We start from the raw sequence: 16,214 nt of genomic DNA on the forward strand, positions 1-16,214 counted from the left end.
GGCCGGGGTCCTCACCCTCGACGGCTGACCAGCACTCACAACCTTTGAGGAGAGCAGGTGGGCAGGATGGTGGTGAGCTGGTTCAGGTCGTTCGGGCGGACGCGGATCCCGGGGAGCCACAGGTGCTTTCCATTCCGTGTGACCTGGATCCAGATGCTGGTGTGTTTGTGGTTCTCGTCGGTGACGGTGACGCCGTTGGCGATGGTGCAGCGTGCCTGGAGCAGGTCGTGGTGCCAGACGCGGTCGGCGGAGTTGGAGGTCACGTAGGGGCGGTACGGGTTGTAGGCGAGGGACAGCGCGCATTCGTGCGTACGGGGCTCCTGGCATTTCTTCTCGACGTTGTGGACGAGAACACCGGCGCTGCCGCTCTCGCCCGGGCTTCCCTCGGCGCTCCGCGCCGCATCGGAGGCACCGCGCAGGCCCAGCGCGAACAGCAGTCCCGCTACGAGCGCACCCCCGACGGCAGCGGCCACGGCGATGCCCCCGCGGCTGGACAGGGCTCCACGCAGCCGTCGCCACCAGGCAGGACGGGAACGGGAAGACGGGCCGGTAGCACCGGCGGTGTAGGTGCCGGCCGGCAGGTCGGGCCGGTTCCGGTCGGCTGCCTCCCACAGTGCGCGGTACTCGGCGGGGTCCGCGCCCAACGCCCGGCACAGGTCCCTCACCACGCCCCAGGCCGGCACGGTTTCGCCGCGGAAGTAGCGGGAGAGCGACGAGTCGCTGATACGGACCTGCGCCTCGAGGCTGCGGAGCGTACGCCCCGATTGCTGCTGCAGGCTCCGCAGCGCGTCCCCCAGCCTTCGTGCTGCCGTACCCCGGTCTGGTTGTTGGCCGGTCATCGATCGGGGCCTTCCTCAAGGGCGGGGCAACAGCGTCCCGCCGACTGACCCATGTCCCGGGACAGGCATGTCCCAGCAGGTCAGGACTTTATTTATCCCGACATCGGTGAAGCAAACGGGATCTGGTTGTGAAGGCGCACCTTCCTGCGCAAACTCGGCATACCGGCTGAGCGGATCACCCCCGAGGGTGAGCGTGACCGGTGGTCGGGGCCGTGTCGGCGGATGCCGCACGGACCGACTTCACACCCCAACCGAAAGGATGTTCATCATGCGTATGCGCACCACACTGTCCGCCTTCGCGGCCATCGCGGTGACCGGTCTCGGTCTGGCGTCCGCGGCTCCCGCCGTCGCGGTCCCCGGCACGGCGTCCCACCAGGTGGCCGCTGTCCAGGCGGCCGACAGCCTCGACATCCACCGCGGCAAGTTCATGACCTTGAGCGGCTGCCAGACGGCCGGCCAGCAGGGCATCGACCGTGGGCACTGGGACCGCTACCAGTGCGCCGAGGGCAACATGTGGCCCTGGAAGTGGAACCTGTGGACCAACCGCTGAGAACGTGACGCTGTCGGTGGCCTCCGCTAACGGGGGGGAGGCCACCGACGGCCGACGACCGCTGACCAGCTCGGCCACCCGCCTTCCCCGGCCCACCTGCCGGTGGACGGCGGGCACGGCCACGATCACGACGATCCCACTCAGGCCGCCGGGGGCGCCCCGCTCCTCGTTTCCGCCTACGGCGAGGCCGCTCGTCAGCACGAGCACAGCGGCCACCACGGCGCAGCCGGTCGCGTCACTCGTGTGCCGGGCGACCATGCCGATACGCCCCGCCGAACGGACCGGGATCGTCGGCGACGTTTTCGCGTGCTCAAGGGCGCCGTCACCGGTCATCCGGCCGACGCTGCGGCCCCGCCCGGGGGCCGGCTCGGTCCTGCTCCTCGACGATGGTCTTCAGCACGTCTCACGGGCGCCACGCCGACGCCCCTGGTGGCTCGGCCTCGAACAGCACGGCGGCCGAACCCTCGGGAGGGTCGGCCGTCCGTGTCGCTGCCGCACCGCCGGGCGCTTACGGTTTCCGCGCCACGCCGACGTAGAGGGGCACCTGTTCGTCGGCGAACTCCTGGTCAGGCTCCGGGTGCCAGTCGGTGACGACCTGTACGCCCGGGTCGATCAGGTCGAGGCCCGTGAAGAACCGGGCGACTTCGTCCCGGGAGCGTACTTGCGCGGGCACGCCGCTCTTCCGGTAGATGTCGACGGCCTTGGCCCACCCGGCAGGATCGAAGTCGCCCGTCACGTGCGAGAGCATGAGGAAGCTGCCGGAGGAGAGCGGGGCCAAGAGATTGTTGACGAGTTCGTAGGGCTGGTACTCGTCGGAGACGAAATGCAGGAGGGCCACGAGCGAGAGAGCGACGGGTTCCTCGAAGTCGAGGATTTCCTTGGCGCTTTCGGTGATCTTCTCGGGCTCGCGGACATCCGCCTCGATGTACTTCGTCGCCCCTTCGGGGGTGCTCCGGAGGAGCGCCTCCGCATGACGGAGAACGATGGGGTCGTTGTCGACGTACACCACACGTGCTCGCGGATTGACCGCTTGTACGACCTGGTGGAGGTTGGGCTCGGTCGGGATACCGGTTCCGATGTCGAGGAACTGGGTCACACCCCGTTCGGCCAACAGTCGCGCGGCTCGGTTCATGAAGCTTCTGTTGGTGCGGGCGGCGATCCTGATGGCTGGCAGGAACGATATGACCCTCTCCGCGGCCTCCTCGTCGACCGGGTAACTGTCCTTGCCACCAAGGTAGTAGTCATACATGCGCGCCGGGTGGGGCCGACTGGTGTCAATGGGCTTCGATGTCATCGTTATTCCGTGTGTCCTTTGTAAGGGGAACCGCGACTTCGGGGGTACGGGTGACGCGGGGCTCAGGAGAGGAGGAACCGGCGCCGGCCCAGGACGACGGCCGGCACGGTCGGGGCGGACTTCCGTTCGCTCACGCCGATTCCCTCTTCCCTTCTGCCGGCAGCAGCGTGCTGAAGTGTGCCACGGCACCCGCATGGCACACGGACTGCGGCCCGCGCCGCGCAGGTTGCGGAGGGGGGCTCGCCAACACCACAGACTAGTCAGCTTAGTTGCGTGGTGCCGAGTCGGCTTCGGCAGTTCCTCGCCGCACGGTTCGCCGGGTGCTCCGGACCGCGGCCCTGCCGCGAGGGCGCCGCGCGGCTGCCAGTTGACAGCGGACCGCCCACGAAGGAGGACCCTATGCGTCCTCGACCGGCTGGCGGGTGAGGCGTAGTTCCAGTTCCGCGGTAGCCAGCATGCGTACGACGTCGATCGGGAGAGCGGCGAGTTCCCTCCTGACGATCCCGTCCGGGTCGAGCCGGCGTGTCCGTCCATCGACCCCCGTGGCCTCGATGACGTAACGGTATCCGCTGGATGTGACGGAGTCGCGTTGCGCCTGCCACCGTGCGCCGTGCCGTCGAATCAGGAAGTCGGAGAGGCAACACAGCAGGTCCTCGTGCAGCGCCAGCCAGTCGGGGTGCCCGAATTCATCGAGTGGCGCCCGCGAGACCCAGCCCTGGAGGGCCGGGATGAGACTCATGGGGTCACGGGCACAAGCCTCCGGGGACACTCCCAGCATGTCCGCCACATCGAGGGTGGTCCGGTGTACCTGCTCAGCCCATTCCTGGATGTCGGGTCGGCTCGCTTTGGGCATGTTGTGCGCCTTCTGATGGATTATGCCGCTGAGAGCAGGGATGGTACTTCGCCTTCACCTTAGGAGAGCGTGCGGCGCACGCGTCGCCGCGCCGGTGAGACAACGACTCCGGGCGGCGCACGCGCGGTGAGCGCGTGCGCCGCCCGGAGCGACGTGAAGGCGAGGAAAGCGAAAAGACTTGTTCAGTCGAAGAAGGGAGAAGGAAGCCCTTTCATGGCCTCGCCACGGGTAACGCTAGCACTCAGCCGGGGATCAGGTCGCGCAGGTTTTCGACGGTGATGACGCGGGAGTCCGGGTGCAGTTCCTCGGGACGTTCAAGACCGATGTAGGTGACGGGCTCGTCGGGGACCGGACCCCCGTCCCACAGGTCGACTTCCGTGACGCCGTCGGACATCAGGCCGACGAGATGGCGCACCGTCAGGTACTCGCGCTCCACGACGGCGCGCACCACCGTGGACACCGACGTCTGGTTCTCCTCGACCCGGTTGGCCGACGAAATGCCCCGCAGATACAGGTGCAGCCACTTCGCGTGCCACCGGCCGTCGTAGTCGCGCCTGAACACCAGGGGCAGCGCCACCCGGCCCGTCCCCCGCAGCTCCGACTTCATCCGCACCGTTCGCGGCTCGAACGGCCGGCCCTTCTGCTCCCCCTCACGCAGCATCCAGCCGAAGACAGATTCCGCGGCCTCCTCGAAATCCTCGCCCGCGTAGATGTTGACCTGTGGAGCGATGAAAGTGGCGCGTATCTGGTCCAGCGACAGGTCGATGAACTCCGAGGCCCCGTCGGGTGCCTCGGTGACATCGCCCGAGTGCCGGCCCCCGACCGCGCTGAGAGACGTGTAGGAGAGCCAGCAGTCGGTGCTGTAATCGGTGTTGAGCAGCAGGGCCGAGAGGTCGTAGTCGGTTCGCCTCTCGGTCTGCTTCCAGTACACGAAGAAACGAAGCAGTTCGCCTTCGACCGCCGAGACCGTACCGCGCGGGAGCACACCGAGCCCGGCCGGGGCCGCCCTGCCGCTGAGCGGGAGCGCCACGTCGAGGACGTCGGGGTCCACCAGCAGCCGGCCAGGCGCGGGGAGTCTGCGGCGTACCTCGGTGTCGAGGGCGGCAATCAGGCGGTCGCGGTCGGCGGCCGGGACCGGGGGCCGCGTGTCGGGAGCGACCCAGCCCCGGCCCCGGCGATTGACGAAGATCCGGGGCCTGCCGCTCTCCCGCTCCCGGTTGAGGAAGTGCTCACGGACCGAGAGCACGACCCGGCCGGAGACCTCGGGAGCGGCCCGCACCGCGGCGTCCACCACCGCGTCACGCTCGTCCTGGTCGGCGGCGACACGCAGCAGCAGGTCCAGCGCCCGGAACAACTTGCCGGGCGCGGACGACAGCAGACGCACGGCACCCATGACGTCGGACCCGGCGAGCAGTCGCTCGGCACGGCTGTCGAAGGAGCGCGCCTCCTTCTCGCCCCGTGCCACGGCGAACACCTCGGCCGCGTTCGGCCAGCGCGGGTACTCGTGCGGGTGCAGACGCTCGCCCAGCCGCTTGAACTGCTCGCGGTAGGCGGGTACGTCGGCCAGCTTGGCGGGGTTCGCCGCGACTACGGCGTCGAGGCCCGCGAGCAGCGCACGGCGGACCGCCCGTGGCAGCGCGCGGAACCGGGTGGGTTCCCGCAGCGTCACGTCGCCGCCCGAGAGGGCGCAGGCCAGTCGCAGCACGTCGACGACGGTGTCCAGCAGGAGGTCGGCTCCGGCGGTGAGACGGGCCGCGTTGACGACCGCCCGGTTCTCCCGGACCGGGATCGACTCCGGCTGGGGGCCGAGAGCGCACCGCTCGGCGAGAATCCTGAGATCGCTCAGGTGCTCCTCGGCCAGGGGCGTCGGGCTGCCCGCCAACGCCAGGTACAGGTCGGTGAGTTCGTCGTCCAGGTCGCGCCCGAGGTGCAGCACGGTCACCCGGTCGCCCGCCGAGGCGATCAACTCGTCCTGCGCCGCGAGCATTTCCTCGTAGGTGTGCTGGTAGCGGCCGTAAGCGGGAAGACCGAGCAGGTCCAGCGTCCCGTTCGCCGCCTGTCGCCGCACGTTGTCGCGCGACTCCTCGTCGCCGAGGGCCGCCGGCACGCACCGCGTCCAGAACTCCTCGGTGTCCGGCACGTTCGCCGGGAAGTCGATGAAGTACGCGTTGTGCCGGACGTGGTCCCCCACCATCTCGCTCACGGTGCGCAGCACCCGCTTGGCGGTGTGCAGGACGGCAGGCTCGGACTTTCCGGCGAGCCGCTCCAGCAGTCGCGCCGAGAGTTTGAAGCCGACGGACATCAACGCCGCGTCGAACTGCCGTGCAGCGGCGGCGCCTTCCCCGGCAGCGCCGCCGGGGCAGGGAACCCGGTGCGTGTGCCGGATGACCAGTGCTGCGAGACCATGTGCCATGCACGGATGATCGCAGGGGCGCGGGAACCGACGCATCGGAGTTTCCGGTGCGGCGGCAGAGCGGACGGCCGTCCACGTTCGGCGCCCCTCGCCGGGCGCTCCGCGTCATCGTGGAGAAAGGTCCGGGCAAGGTGAGTGACGTCCGCTCCCGACGGCCCGACAGCCGCGGTGCCCGGACGAGGCGCTCGATCAGGTTCGGGGGGCCTGTCCCGGCCGCTCTCGGCCGGGGATCGGGGGTCGCGGCGCGCGCCTGCCCGGCGTCAGCGGCAAGGGCGGACGGCCAGGTGACCCGTGTGCGGTCAGGAGGTCTCCAGCAAGGCGCGCAACGCCGCCTTGTCCGGCTTGCCGCTCGGTGCGACGGGCACCTCGGTGATGCTGTCGACCCGGACCGGGGCGGCGGCCTCCCCCAGTTCCCGGGCCACCAGTTCGCGCAGCGCGTCCACGGCCGGTACGGCCCCGGGGTGCGGGACCACGAAGGCGTGGATCGCCTCGCCGGTGCGGTCGTCCGGGACTCCGACGACGTAGGCCTGGTCGATGTCCGGATGGGAGGCCAGGACCCGCTCTATGGGGCCCGCGTAGTGGACGACGGCGTTGACGATGACGATGTCGCGCGTGCGCCCGGACAACCGCAGATACCCCCGTGTGTCGAGCCGGCCGAGATCCCGGGTGCGGACCCAGCCGTCCCGCAGGACCTCCGCGGTCTCCCGAGGGTCCTCCCAGTAGCCGTGGAACGCGTCCGCCAGCCGGACCCACACCTCGCCCGTCCGGCCCGCGGGGAGGTCTCGTCCGTCGGGATCCCGCACGGTCATCTCGACGGTGTCGAGCGGACGCCCGACGCTGTCGGCCAGGCCGGGATCGGCCACCAGTTCCCCGGGTTCGAGGACGGTCAGCATGCCCGTCTCCGTCTGGCCGTAGGCGTGGTGGACCACCGGACCGAGCAGCCCGGCCGCCTCGGTCAGCCGGTGCGGGGCGAGCGGGGAGCCCGCCACGACGAGGGCGCGCAGGCTGCCGGTGTCGACGGCCCTGTCGCGGACGGCGTCGAGGATGCCGTACAGGCGCGGCACCGTCGTCATGCAGGCGCTGACGCGGTGCTCGGCGAAGACCTCGGGGAAGCGCAGGGGCTGGTCCGGGATGACGGCGGTGCCTCCGCCCAGCAGCGACAGACACACGTGTTCGAACATGACGGCGCTGCTGAGTGTGCCGAAGAGCAGGAAGCGCGCGTACCGTGCCGCGAGGCGCCGGGTGCGGTCGGTCCAGCGGCCGGGTCGCAGGGCCCATGCCTCCGACAGGGCGCCGTAGGTCACCATCGTGCCCTTGGGCCGGCCGGTGCTGCCGCTGGTGAGGTGGATGACGCCGATGCCGTCGCGGTCGCCCCGGGCGGTGAGGTCCTCGGGGCCGGGCGTGAAGGGTGCCGGGGGCCGTAGCGCTCCGCCGGTGTCCAGCAGCGGGATCCCGCCCGCTTCGGCGGCCTGTGCCGGCCGGCTCGCGGGGTCGTCCGTCACCACGGCGCTGATGCCGCGGGCGAGGATGTCGCGCAGGTGCTCGGGGGTCAGCCCGGGGCGCAGTGCCACCACCTGGCAGCCGACTACATGGGCGGCGACGCGGACGGCGAACGCCTCGGGCGTGACACCGGTGTCGAGGGCCACGCGGGATCCGGCGGTCAGGCCCGCACCGCGCAGCCCTCTCACGAACCCGGCGATCTGGACGAGCACCTGCCCCCTGGTGACCGCGCGCCCCCGGTACTCGAAAGCGGGCAGACCGGGAGCTTCGCGGAACGCGTCGACGAGCGGTTGCGGAAAGACTTCCCCGGGCTTTTCGTCCACTTCGTCTCCACTCTGGGCCGATAACCGATGTAAAGGCAGTGTGAATGACTGGAAAACGACCATGGCCGGCGCGCCCGACACTCCGGACCGCCCCTCACGACTTCACGTTAGCCGAAGGAGGAAATGCGCCACCCCTAGTGTTGTGTGATCTAGATCACACAACACTAGGGGTGGCTCCATGCTTTAACCGTCAAGTACCGTCCTTCCCACCCCCACGTCAGGCAGGAGAAGGCCATGTCCGATTCAGGACAGGTTGACTATCTCGTCATCGGCGGCGGCCCCGCGGGCCTCCAAGCCGGGTACTTCCTCCAGAAAAGCGGCAGAAACTACCTCATCGTGGAGGAGAGCGACGCTCCCGGCGCTTTCTTCACCCGTTTTCCCAGACACCGGACCCTTATCTCCTCCAATAAGGTGCACACCGGTTGGAGCGACCCCGAGATGCGTCTGCGCGTCGACTGGAACTCCTTGCTCTCGGACGAGGGCCCGCTGTTCACCGCTTACTCCCCGCGCTATTTCCCGCCGGCCGACGACATGGTCCGCTACCTCGCGGACTTCGCCCGGACGCACGGGTTGAACATCCGGTTCAACACCCGCATCACCCGTATCTCGCGGCCCGACGGCGGCTTCTTCGTGGCGGCCGACGACAATGGCAACGTTGTCCGGGCCCGCCGGGTCATCGTCGCCACCGGTGTCTCGCGGCCGTACGTGCCGCCCATCGAGGGCGCCGCGGAGGCCGAGCACTACGCCCAGGTGTCGGTCGACCCCGCCGAATTCACCGACAAGCGGGTACTCATCATCGGGCGGGGAAATTCCGCGTTCGAGACCGCCGACCATCTCATCGAGACCGCGGCCGTCATCCACGTCGCCGGACCCGGCTCGCTCAAGCTCGCCTGGCGGACGCATTTCGTCGGACATCTCCGGGCCGTGAACAACAACTTCCTGGACACCTACCAGCTCAAGTCCCAGAACGCCGTACTGGACGGCGACATCCTCCGTATAGCACGGAACCCCGACGGCACCTATGTCGTGAGTGTTAAATTCGCACGCGTCGCGGAAGTGGTGAAGGACATCCCGTACGACCGGGTCATCCTGGCCACCGGTTTCCGCTTCGACGCCTCGATCTTCGACGACGACTGCCGACCCGACCTCGTCATCAAGGACCGCTTCCCGAAGCTCACCGACGCCTGGGAATCCGTGAACGTGCCCGATCTGTATTTCGCCGGCACCATCACCCAGTCCCTGGACTTCAAGAAGTCGACCAGCGGATTCATCCACGGGTTCCGGTACGGGGTGAAGGCGCTGCACCGCATCCTCGAACTCCGCTACCACGACCAGGACTGGCCGCACACCGCCCTGCCCGCCGCCGCGGGCCCGGTGACCGACGCGCTCATCGAGCGGGTCAACCGGACCTCGGCCCTGTGGCAGCTCTTCGGGTTCCTCGGCGACGCGGTGCTCGTCACCGCCGATGGAGCGGTGCGCCACTGCGAGGAGATCCCGGTGGCACACCTGCACCATGCCGCCGCCCAGGGACGGTTCGGCGACCTGGCCTCCTACTTCACCGTCACGCTGGAGTACGGCGCCGACCACGACCAGGTCGATCCCTTCGACATCACCGTCAGCAGGACGCCCCAGCAGGACACCAGCGGCCTCGACGCGCGCTACCTGCACCCCGTGGTGCGGCAGTTCCTGCCCGACGGCACCGGCAAGCCGGTCGCCGAGCACCACATCACGGAGAACCTGGAGAACGAGTGGGACAACCCCGACGTCCATGTCGGTCCGCTGCGTTCCTTCCTCGCGTCCCGGCTGCCCGCCGGGGCCGACCTCGCGGCCGGCGAGGACATCGCCGCGCCCCGGGCATGACCGGCCCGCGCCCCGGCCCGCCGCACGATCCGGCCGAGTCGGCACGCGAGAAACTCAGCCCCGAGCACTACGACTACTTCGCCGGCGGCGCGGGCGAGGAGACGGCGCTCAGGGAGAACGCGGACGCTTTCAACCGACTGGCCCTGCTTCCCCGGGTGCTGCGCGGCGGTGGCGACCGCGACACCCGGGTGAGCGTGCTGGGCCGGGACTGGCCGGCGCCGCTCTTCGTCGCGCCCACCGCCTTCCACCGCCTCGCCCACCCCGACGGCGAACCGGCCACCGCGCGCGCCGCCGCCGCGGCCGGCATCCCGCTGGTCACCGGCATGGCAGCCACCACCGCCGTCGCGGACGTCGTCGCCGCGGCCCGCGAGGCGGACCCGGAGGCCGTGGTCTGGTTCCAGCTGTATCTGCAACCGGAGCCCGAGGTCACCGCCGAGCTGGTGCTCCGGGCCGAACGGGCGGGCTGCTCCGCCCTCGTCGTCACCGTCGACTCGCCCGTCTTCGGCACCCGCACCCGGGACCTGCGCAACGGATTCCACGACCTGCCGCCCGGCCTCGCCGCCGAGAACATGCGGGACCTGCCCGGCGTGCCACCCGGCACCACCCGCGACATCGCCATGTGGCCGGCCGGCTGGGACGACCTGGCGCGGCTGCGCGAACTGACCGGCCTGCCCCTCGTCCTCAAGGGCGTGCTGCACCCCGAGGACGCGCGTGCCGCCGTCGACCGGGGCGTGGACGCGTTGGTCGTGTCCAATCACGGGGGACGGCAGCTCGATGCCGCTCCGGCGTCGGTCGAGGCGCTCCCGGCCGTGGCCGAGGCCGTCGCCGGACGGGTGCCCGTCCTGATGGACGGGGGAGTGCGCCGGGGCGCCGACATCGCCCTGGCCCTCGCCCTCGGAGCCCGGGCCGTCGGTGTGGGCCGGCCCGTGCTGTGGGCCCTGGCCACGGGCGGCGAGGACGGCGTACGCCAGGCGCTGACGGCACTGCGCGAGGACTTCGAGCAGGTGCTCGCCCTCTGCGGCGGGCGCCGGCCGCGGGATCTGACGACCGACCAGGTGGTGCCGCGCGGGTTGCCGTACCCGCCGTACGGTCTCGCGGCCGGACAGGGGGCCGCACGCCGCCTTCCGTACCGGCCCTGGAGAGGAGAACGCGCATGGTGAGCAGGAGAACGGCGGCGGCGCTGGCCGCGGGCGGGGCGCTGCTGCTGTCGTCCCCGTCCTGGCTGCCCGGCAAGGTCGTCGCCCTCCGCACGAAGGTCTTCGCCCGCGTCAACGGCGACGAGGGCATGCTCCTCCCCAACGCCACGTTCGACCCCGACCGTTTCCAGGAGGTCTACGGCCACCCGTCCGCCGGGGGCCGCAGCAAGGGCGCGGCGCTGTCCGACTTGTTCTGGTACTGGCTGGCGCCCGGCGCCGACATCCATCAGGAACACCTGGAGGCCGGACCCCGCTACGACGAGGTCGCCCGCCGGACGCTCGACCTGCTGTCCGGCCCGTCGGCGGAGCTGTACGAAGCCGCCGCACGGCACACCCGGCAGGCCCTGGACGCGGCGGACACCGGCCGCGTGCGCGTCGTACGGCTGCGCGATCTGATGATGCCGGTGTGGGCCGAGTTCTTCTACGGCCTGGTCTTCGAGGAGCCCTGCCCGGCCGAGGCCCGGCGGCTGATCGTCGCCCACGCCGAGGACGTCGTCAACGCCCTCAAGTGCACCCGTCCACGCCACATGCGCCGCAGGAACCGGCTCACCCGCTACCTGCTGCGCCGCCTGGCCGCCGGGGACGTACCGCACGCGCTGCCCGCCGGCCTGACCCGCCGGCAGCAGGCCCACTACCTCCAGGGCACCTTCTTCAACACCGCCGTCGTGCAGATGTCCGAGGCGACGGCCCACCTTCTGCTGGCCCTGGCCCAGCACCCGGACGTGCAGGAACGGGTGGCGGCCAGCCCCGACGACGACCGCTACCTGACCCAGGTCATGAACGAGACCTTCCGTCTCTACCCGCTGTTCGGAGTGGCCCACCGGATCACCACCGCGGACATCACCCTCGACGGCCTGCCCACGATCCCGGCGGGCTCCGTCCTGACCTTCAGCTACCCCGACTACCACGCCACCGGCTACGCCGACCCCGACCGCTTCGACCCCGACCGCTGGGCGGCGCTCTCCGCGAAGAACGCCCACCACATCCCCTTCGGGGTCGCCGCCAACCGGCCCTGTCCCGCCTGGCGCCTCGCACCCGTCGTCATGCGTGCCGCGACCCGCGAGGTGCTGGCCCGGTACGTGCTCGACTCCCCCGTCGGCCACACCCGCTCCATCCCGCACCGCGCTCCGTGTCTGCTCCTCCCCCGGGGCCGGCCGGTCCCGGACCGTCCGCGCCGCGTCCTGCGCACGGCGCTGACCGTCCGCGACCGCGCCGAGGACGTCGGGCGCAGCCTGCTGCAACTGGTCCTCGGCACCTGGATGGTGCTCGACGCCCGCCGCACCAGGCCCGCGACGACGTACTTCGCCCGGCACGACACCGAGGGCCGTCCGCTGGACGGCCCGCACCCCCCGCCCGGCCGCGCGGCGGGGCCCGAACAGGCCGCTGCCGCCTGCCCGTTCACCGGCCGCGGTGCCTGACAGCGGCAACACCCCCCATACGTCTCCTCGTCAAGGAGTCACCGTTGTCGACCACCGAGATGGGCCCGGCGTTCTTCCTCGCCGTGGTCGTCATCCTCACCGCGTGCCGCCTCGTCAGCAGGCTGCTGCGCCCGCTCGGCCAGCCACCCGTCGTCGGCGAGATGGTCGCCGGCGTGGCCCTCGGTCCCTCCGTGCTGGGCCTCCTTTCGCCCGGCCTGGAGAAGGCCGTGTTCCCGGACGAGATCCGTCCCGTGCTGTACGTGGCGGGGCAGGTCGGTCTCGTCGTCTTCATGTTCCTGTCCGGCTACGAGTTCCGCACCGACCGGCTGCGGTCGGTGGGCCGTACGGCGGTGCCCGTCTCGGCGGCCGGCATCGTCGTACCGCTCCTCCTGGGCACCGGACTGGCCTGGGCGGCGCACGACGCGGTGGACCTCTACCCGGACGGGATCTCACCCTCGGTGGGCGCGCTGTTCGTCGGCGTCACCGTGGCGATCACCGCTTTCCCGATGATGGCCCGGATCATCACCGAGCGGGGCCTGACGAAGACCCGTTTCGGCGCGGTCTCCCTGGCCGCCGGCGCGCTGGACGACGCCGTGGCGTGGGTCCTGCTGGCAGGGGTGCTCAGCATGGCGGGCAGCGGCGCGGAGACCTTCCTGCGCGCGGTCATCGGTACGGTCGGGCTCGCCGTGTTCCTCGGGATCTTCCTCCGCCTGCGGCCCAGCGCTCTCGAGCGGGCCCGGCGCCTGACCGGGGAACAGATGCTGCTGGTCACCGTCCTGCTGCTGTTCCTCGCCGCGTGGTACACCGACCGCATCGGCCTGTACGCCGTGTTCGGCGCCTTCAGCCTCGGCGTCGCCTTCCCCCGCGACCCGGTGGTGACCCGCGCGGTGGAGGCCGTCGCGCCGGTGAGCCGGATCGTGTTCCTGCCCCTGTTCTTCGCCTACTCCGGCCTCAACACGGACTTCACCCTGCTGTCCGACGGGGGGCTGCTGTTGTTCACGGTGGTCTGTGTCGCGGTGGCGATCATCAGCAAGTTCGGTGCCTGCTGGGCCACGGCGCGCCTGCTGGGCGAGCCGCAGGCCGTCGCCGTCCGCGTCGGCACGCTGATGAACGCACGAGGTCTGATGCAGCTCATCGCCATCAACGTGGGCCTGTCCGCGGGCATCGCGTCTCCCGCGCTCTTCGGCGTCCTCGTGATCGTCGCCCTGGTGACCACGGTGATGACGGCGCCGCTGCTGGCCCTGCTGGACCACCGGGACCGGCGCCGGCGGCCCGAGGAGACACCCTTGGCCGGGGTCACCCCGACCACGGGAGAACCATGACACCGTCCCCGGACCGCTCGGCAGCTCGGCGGCCCGTCACGTCCCGGTCCGGGCGGCGACGGGCTGTCGCGGGGCGGCCGGTGGTGTGAAGAGTGCCTCGACGGTTTCGGTGGCCAGGTCCCGCAGCCAGGCGTGGGCGCGGTCGTTGTCGTACCGCTGGTGCCACAGCAGGTAAAGGGGTACGTCGGGCAGCGGGAGCGGCGGCGGCAGTGTGACCAGGCCGAGTTCGTCCCGGGCCGCCCGGGTGACCGCCTCGGGAAGGGTGACGACCAGGTCGGTGTCGAGGGCGAGGCGCAGGGCGAAGGCGGCGGTGGGCCCGGCGGCGACGACGTGTCGTTCGAGGCCGTGTGCGGTCAGGGCGTCATCGATCGGGTCGCGCAGGCTTCCGCGCCGGGAAACGGTGAGGTGTTCGGCGGCCGCGTAGCGCTCGGGGCTCAGCGGGCCCGCGGTGAGCGGGTGGCCCGGGCGGACGGCGACGACCAGCCGGTCCTCGCCGACGAGGCGGTGGCGGATGTCGGGGAGCGTCGGTGCCTTGGAGCTTGAGGCGAGGTCGACCTCACCCCGGCGGAGTTCGGCGTCGTCGGTGCCGGGTTCGGCGGACAGGCGCAGCCGGACACCCGGGGCCTGATGGTGGACGGCCGCGGTCAAGGCGGTGCCGCACGCGGCGGTCAGGGCGTCGTGCCAGCGCACGGTGAACACCCGGTCCAGAGCCGCCAGGTCGAGTTCCTCCCGCGCGGACAGAAGGTGGTGGGCCCGCTGTACGAGGGCGTGGACCTCGGCGCGCATGGCCAGCGCGCGGGCGGTGGGAACCATACTGCGGCCGGTGCGGACCAGGATCTGATCACCGGTGACCTTGCGGATGCGGCCCAGGGAGCGGCTCATCGCCGGTGCGGTGACGTGCAGGCGTGCTGCGGCTCCGGCGACGCTGCCTTCTTCCAGCAGCGCGTCCAAGGCCGTGAGCAGGTTCAGATCCAGTTGCATGCGAGTAACTCTACGAGTGACAAGCATGCACTTGTTGTCAATGATCGGGCGGCCTAACGTCGAAGCGCGGGGGCGGACGACCGCCCCGCTTCGACCGATCCCAAGGAGCCCGCCATGAGCACAGTCATGCCTTTCGGCGCCGGTACGACACTGCTGGCCGACGTGACGGCCGCCGTGCGGACCGCCGGCGACACGCTGCGCGACCGCGCCACCTCGCACGCCCGGGGCGTGAGTCTGGACGAGATAGTGGGCGAGATCCACGCCAACGACGACGCGGTGCTGGACGTGCTGCGGGAACCGCTGCTGCGGGTCCGGCGAGGGTCGCGGTGGGCCGAGGACGAGTTGGCCGGCGGCGCGCTCCCGCCCGGGGAATGGTGGGTCGTCGACCCGGCGGAGGGCAACATCAACCACGTGCACGGCATGGCGGACTGGGCCGTCACCGCCACCCTGGTCCGCGACAACCGGCCGGTGCTCACCGTCGTCAACCTGCCGCTGACCGGCGACACCTACACCGCGGTCGCCGACGGCGGCGCCCGCTGCAACGGCCGGCCCCTGAAGGTGTCCGCCAAGACCGACCTGGGCGCGGCGCTCATCGGCACCGGCCAGGCCAAGCCCGGCGAGAGCGAGCGCACTTTCCGGCGGATCGGTGACTCCGTCACCGCGATGCTCGGCAACGGCCTGGTCGTGCGTGTGTCCGTGCCCGCCACACTGCAGCTCATCCACGTCGCCGCCGGACGCATGGACGCGTTCTGGCAGTTCTCCGACGTCCGTTCCGGCCTGGTCTCCGGTGCCCTGCTGGTCTCCGAGGCCGGAGGCACCGTCACCGACCTGACGGGCGAGCCCTGGAACACCGGCAGCCGCGACTTCCTGGCCGCCGCCCCCGGCATCCACGGCGCCGCCCTCAAGATCCTCTCGACGACCGCCTGACCGGGGAATTCTCGCTGCTTCCCACCCTTCAACACCGCAAGGAGCACCACCACATGACCAGCATCGGCATCCTGGGTACCGGCCGCGTCGGCACCAACCTCGCCGGCAAGCTCGCCGCGGCCGGACACCACGTCACCCTCGGTGGCCGGAACCCCGAAGACACCGCCGCCCGCGCCGCCGGGCTCCCGTCGCGGATCGGCTTCGCCGACCAGCGCACGACTGCCCGCACCGCGGACATCGTGATCAACGCGACGCCCGGCGACAGTTCCCTGGACCGCCTCACCCACCTGCGCGCCGACTTGGACGGCAAGATCCTCGTCGACGTCTCGAATGCCACGCGCGACGACGATGACGGTCTGCCCGGCGACCTCTGCTTTCCCGGCAGCAGCCTCGCCGAGAAACTCCAGGCGGCGCTCCCCGGCACACATGTGGTCAAGACTCTCAACACCATGCTCTTCATGGTCATGACCGCTCCGGAAACCCTGGCCACCCCGCCGACCGCCTATCTCTCCGGCGACGACGAACACGCGAAGAAGACCGTCACCGATCTGCTCGGTGATCTGGGCTGGCGGCCCGAATGGATCGAGGATCTCGGCGGCATCACCACGGCCCGCGCGACCGAGGCCATGATCCTGGTCGTGCCGCACATCCTGCGCCGGCACGGCTTCGAGCCCTTCGCCGTCTCCCTCGCCCGCTGACCCACGGACCGCGGGATCCGCGCGGCGACACGGACGCCGA

At 70.9% G+C, this 16,214-nt stretch carries 13 protein-coding genes; 7 read left to right on the plus strand and 6 right to left on the minus strand.

Annotated features, from left to right (window positions below):
- Nucleotides 1–35: 35 nt before the first annotated feature.
- Nucleotides 36–839, minus strand: a complete 804-nt coding sequence (locus tag ACSURM_RS01105) for a helix-turn-helix domain-containing protein (RefSeq protein ID WP_436952516.1) — start codon at nt 837–839, stop codon at nt 36–38.
- Nucleotides 840–1,107: 268 nt separating this feature from the next.
- Between ACSURM_RS01105 and ACSURM_RS01110 the strand changes: the two genes are divergently transcribed.
- Complete coding sequence (locus ACSURM_RS01110) at nt 1,108–1,389, plus strand: hypothetical protein (RefSeq protein WP_436952518.1); 282 nt, start codon at nt 1,108–1,110, stop codon at nt 1,387–1,389.
- A gap of 508 nt (nt 1,390–1,897) precedes the next feature.
- On the opposite strand, the gene ACSURM_RS01115 is transcribed toward ACSURM_RS01110, so the two are convergent.
- From ACSURM_RS01115 to ACSURM_RS01130, 4 genes are all read right to left on the minus strand, one after another.
- On the minus strand, nt 1,898–2,683 hold the full coding sequence (locus ACSURM_RS01115; protein ID WP_436952520.1) for an SAM-dependent methyltransferase: 786 nt from the start codon (nt 2,681–2,683) through the stop codon (nt 1,898–1,900).
- A 397-nt stretch (nt 2,684–3,080) separates the two neighbouring features.
- The gene (locus ACSURM_RS01120; RefSeq protein WP_436952522.1) at nt 3,081–3,422 is read right to left on the minus strand and encodes a hypothetical protein; all 342 of its coding nucleotides are present in this window, start codon (nt 3,420–3,422) and stop codon (nt 3,081–3,083) included.
- A gap of 355 nt (nt 3,423–3,777) precedes the next feature.
- Complete coding sequence (locus ACSURM_RS01125) at nt 3,778–5,949, minus strand: hypothetical protein (protein WP_436952524.1); 2,172 nt, start codon at nt 5,947–5,949, stop codon at nt 3,778–3,780.
- Between the two features lie 299 nt (nt 5,950–6,248).
- The gene (locus ACSURM_RS01130) at nt 6,249–7,772 is read right to left on the minus strand and encodes a class I adenylate-forming enzyme family protein (protein ID WP_436952526.1); all 1,524 of its coding nucleotides are present in this window, start codon (nt 7,770–7,772) and stop codon (nt 6,249–6,251) included.
- A 234-nt stretch (nt 7,773–8,006) separates the two neighbouring features.
- On the opposite strand from ACSURM_RS01130, the gene ACSURM_RS01135 reads away from it, so the two are divergent.
- From ACSURM_RS01135 to ACSURM_RS01150, 4 genes are read left to right on the plus strand one after another with little or no spacing between them, the layout of a single operon-like run.
- Complete coding sequence (locus tag ACSURM_RS01135) at nt 8,007–9,632, plus strand: NAD(P)-binding domain-containing protein (protein ID WP_436952528.1); 1,626 nt, start codon at nt 8,007–8,009, stop codon at nt 9,630–9,632.
- A complete protein-coding gene (locus ACSURM_RS01140) occupies nt 9,629–10,792 on the plus strand; it encodes an alpha-hydroxy acid oxidase (protein ID WP_436952530.1) in 1,164 nt (387 codons plus the stop codon). The genes ACSURM_RS01135 and ACSURM_RS01140 overlap by 4 nt, the downstream gene beginning before the upstream one ends.
- Nucleotides 10,786–12,246, plus strand: a complete 1,461-nt coding sequence (locus tag ACSURM_RS01145) for a cytochrome P450 (protein ID WP_436952532.1) — start codon at nt 10,786–10,788, stop codon at nt 12,244–12,246. Before ACSURM_RS01140 ends, ACSURM_RS01145 begins: the two co-directional genes overlap by 7 nt.
- A 44-nt stretch (nt 12,247–12,290) precedes the next feature.
- Nucleotides 12,291–13,568, plus strand: coding sequence for a cation:proton antiporter (locus ACSURM_RS01150; protein WP_436952534.1), 1,278 nt, complete (start codon nt 12,291–12,293; stop codon nt 13,566–13,568).
- A 36-nt stretch (nt 13,569–13,604) separates the two neighbouring features.
- Here the strand turns inward: ACSURM_RS01150 and ACSURM_RS01155 are convergent, their stop codons facing one another.
- Complete coding sequence (locus tag ACSURM_RS01155) at nt 13,605–14,549, minus strand: LysR substrate-binding domain-containing protein (protein WP_436952536.1); 945 nt, start codon at nt 14,547–14,549, stop codon at nt 13,605–13,607.
- Nucleotides 14,550–14,663: 114 nt separating this feature from the next.
- On the opposite strand from ACSURM_RS01155, the gene ACSURM_RS01160 reads away from it, so the two are divergent.
- Entirely contained in the window at nt 14,664–15,476 is an 813-nt protein-coding gene (locus tag ACSURM_RS01160; protein WP_436952538.1) for an inositol monophosphatase family protein, read from the plus strand.
- Nucleotides 15,477–15,529: 53 nt separating this feature from the next.
- Nucleotides 15,530–16,174, plus strand: coding sequence for an NADPH-dependent F420 reductase (locus tag ACSURM_RS01165; protein ID WP_436952540.1), 645 nt, complete (start codon nt 15,530–15,532; stop codon nt 16,172–16,174).
- Nucleotides 16,175–16,214 lie beyond the last annotated feature (40 nt).

The organism is Streptomyces sp. SudanB182_2057 (assembly GCF_964272715.1).
GTDB classification, from domain to species: Bacteria; Actinomycetota; Actinomycetes; order Streptomycetales; family Streptomycetaceae; genus Streptomyces; species Streptomyces rubradiris.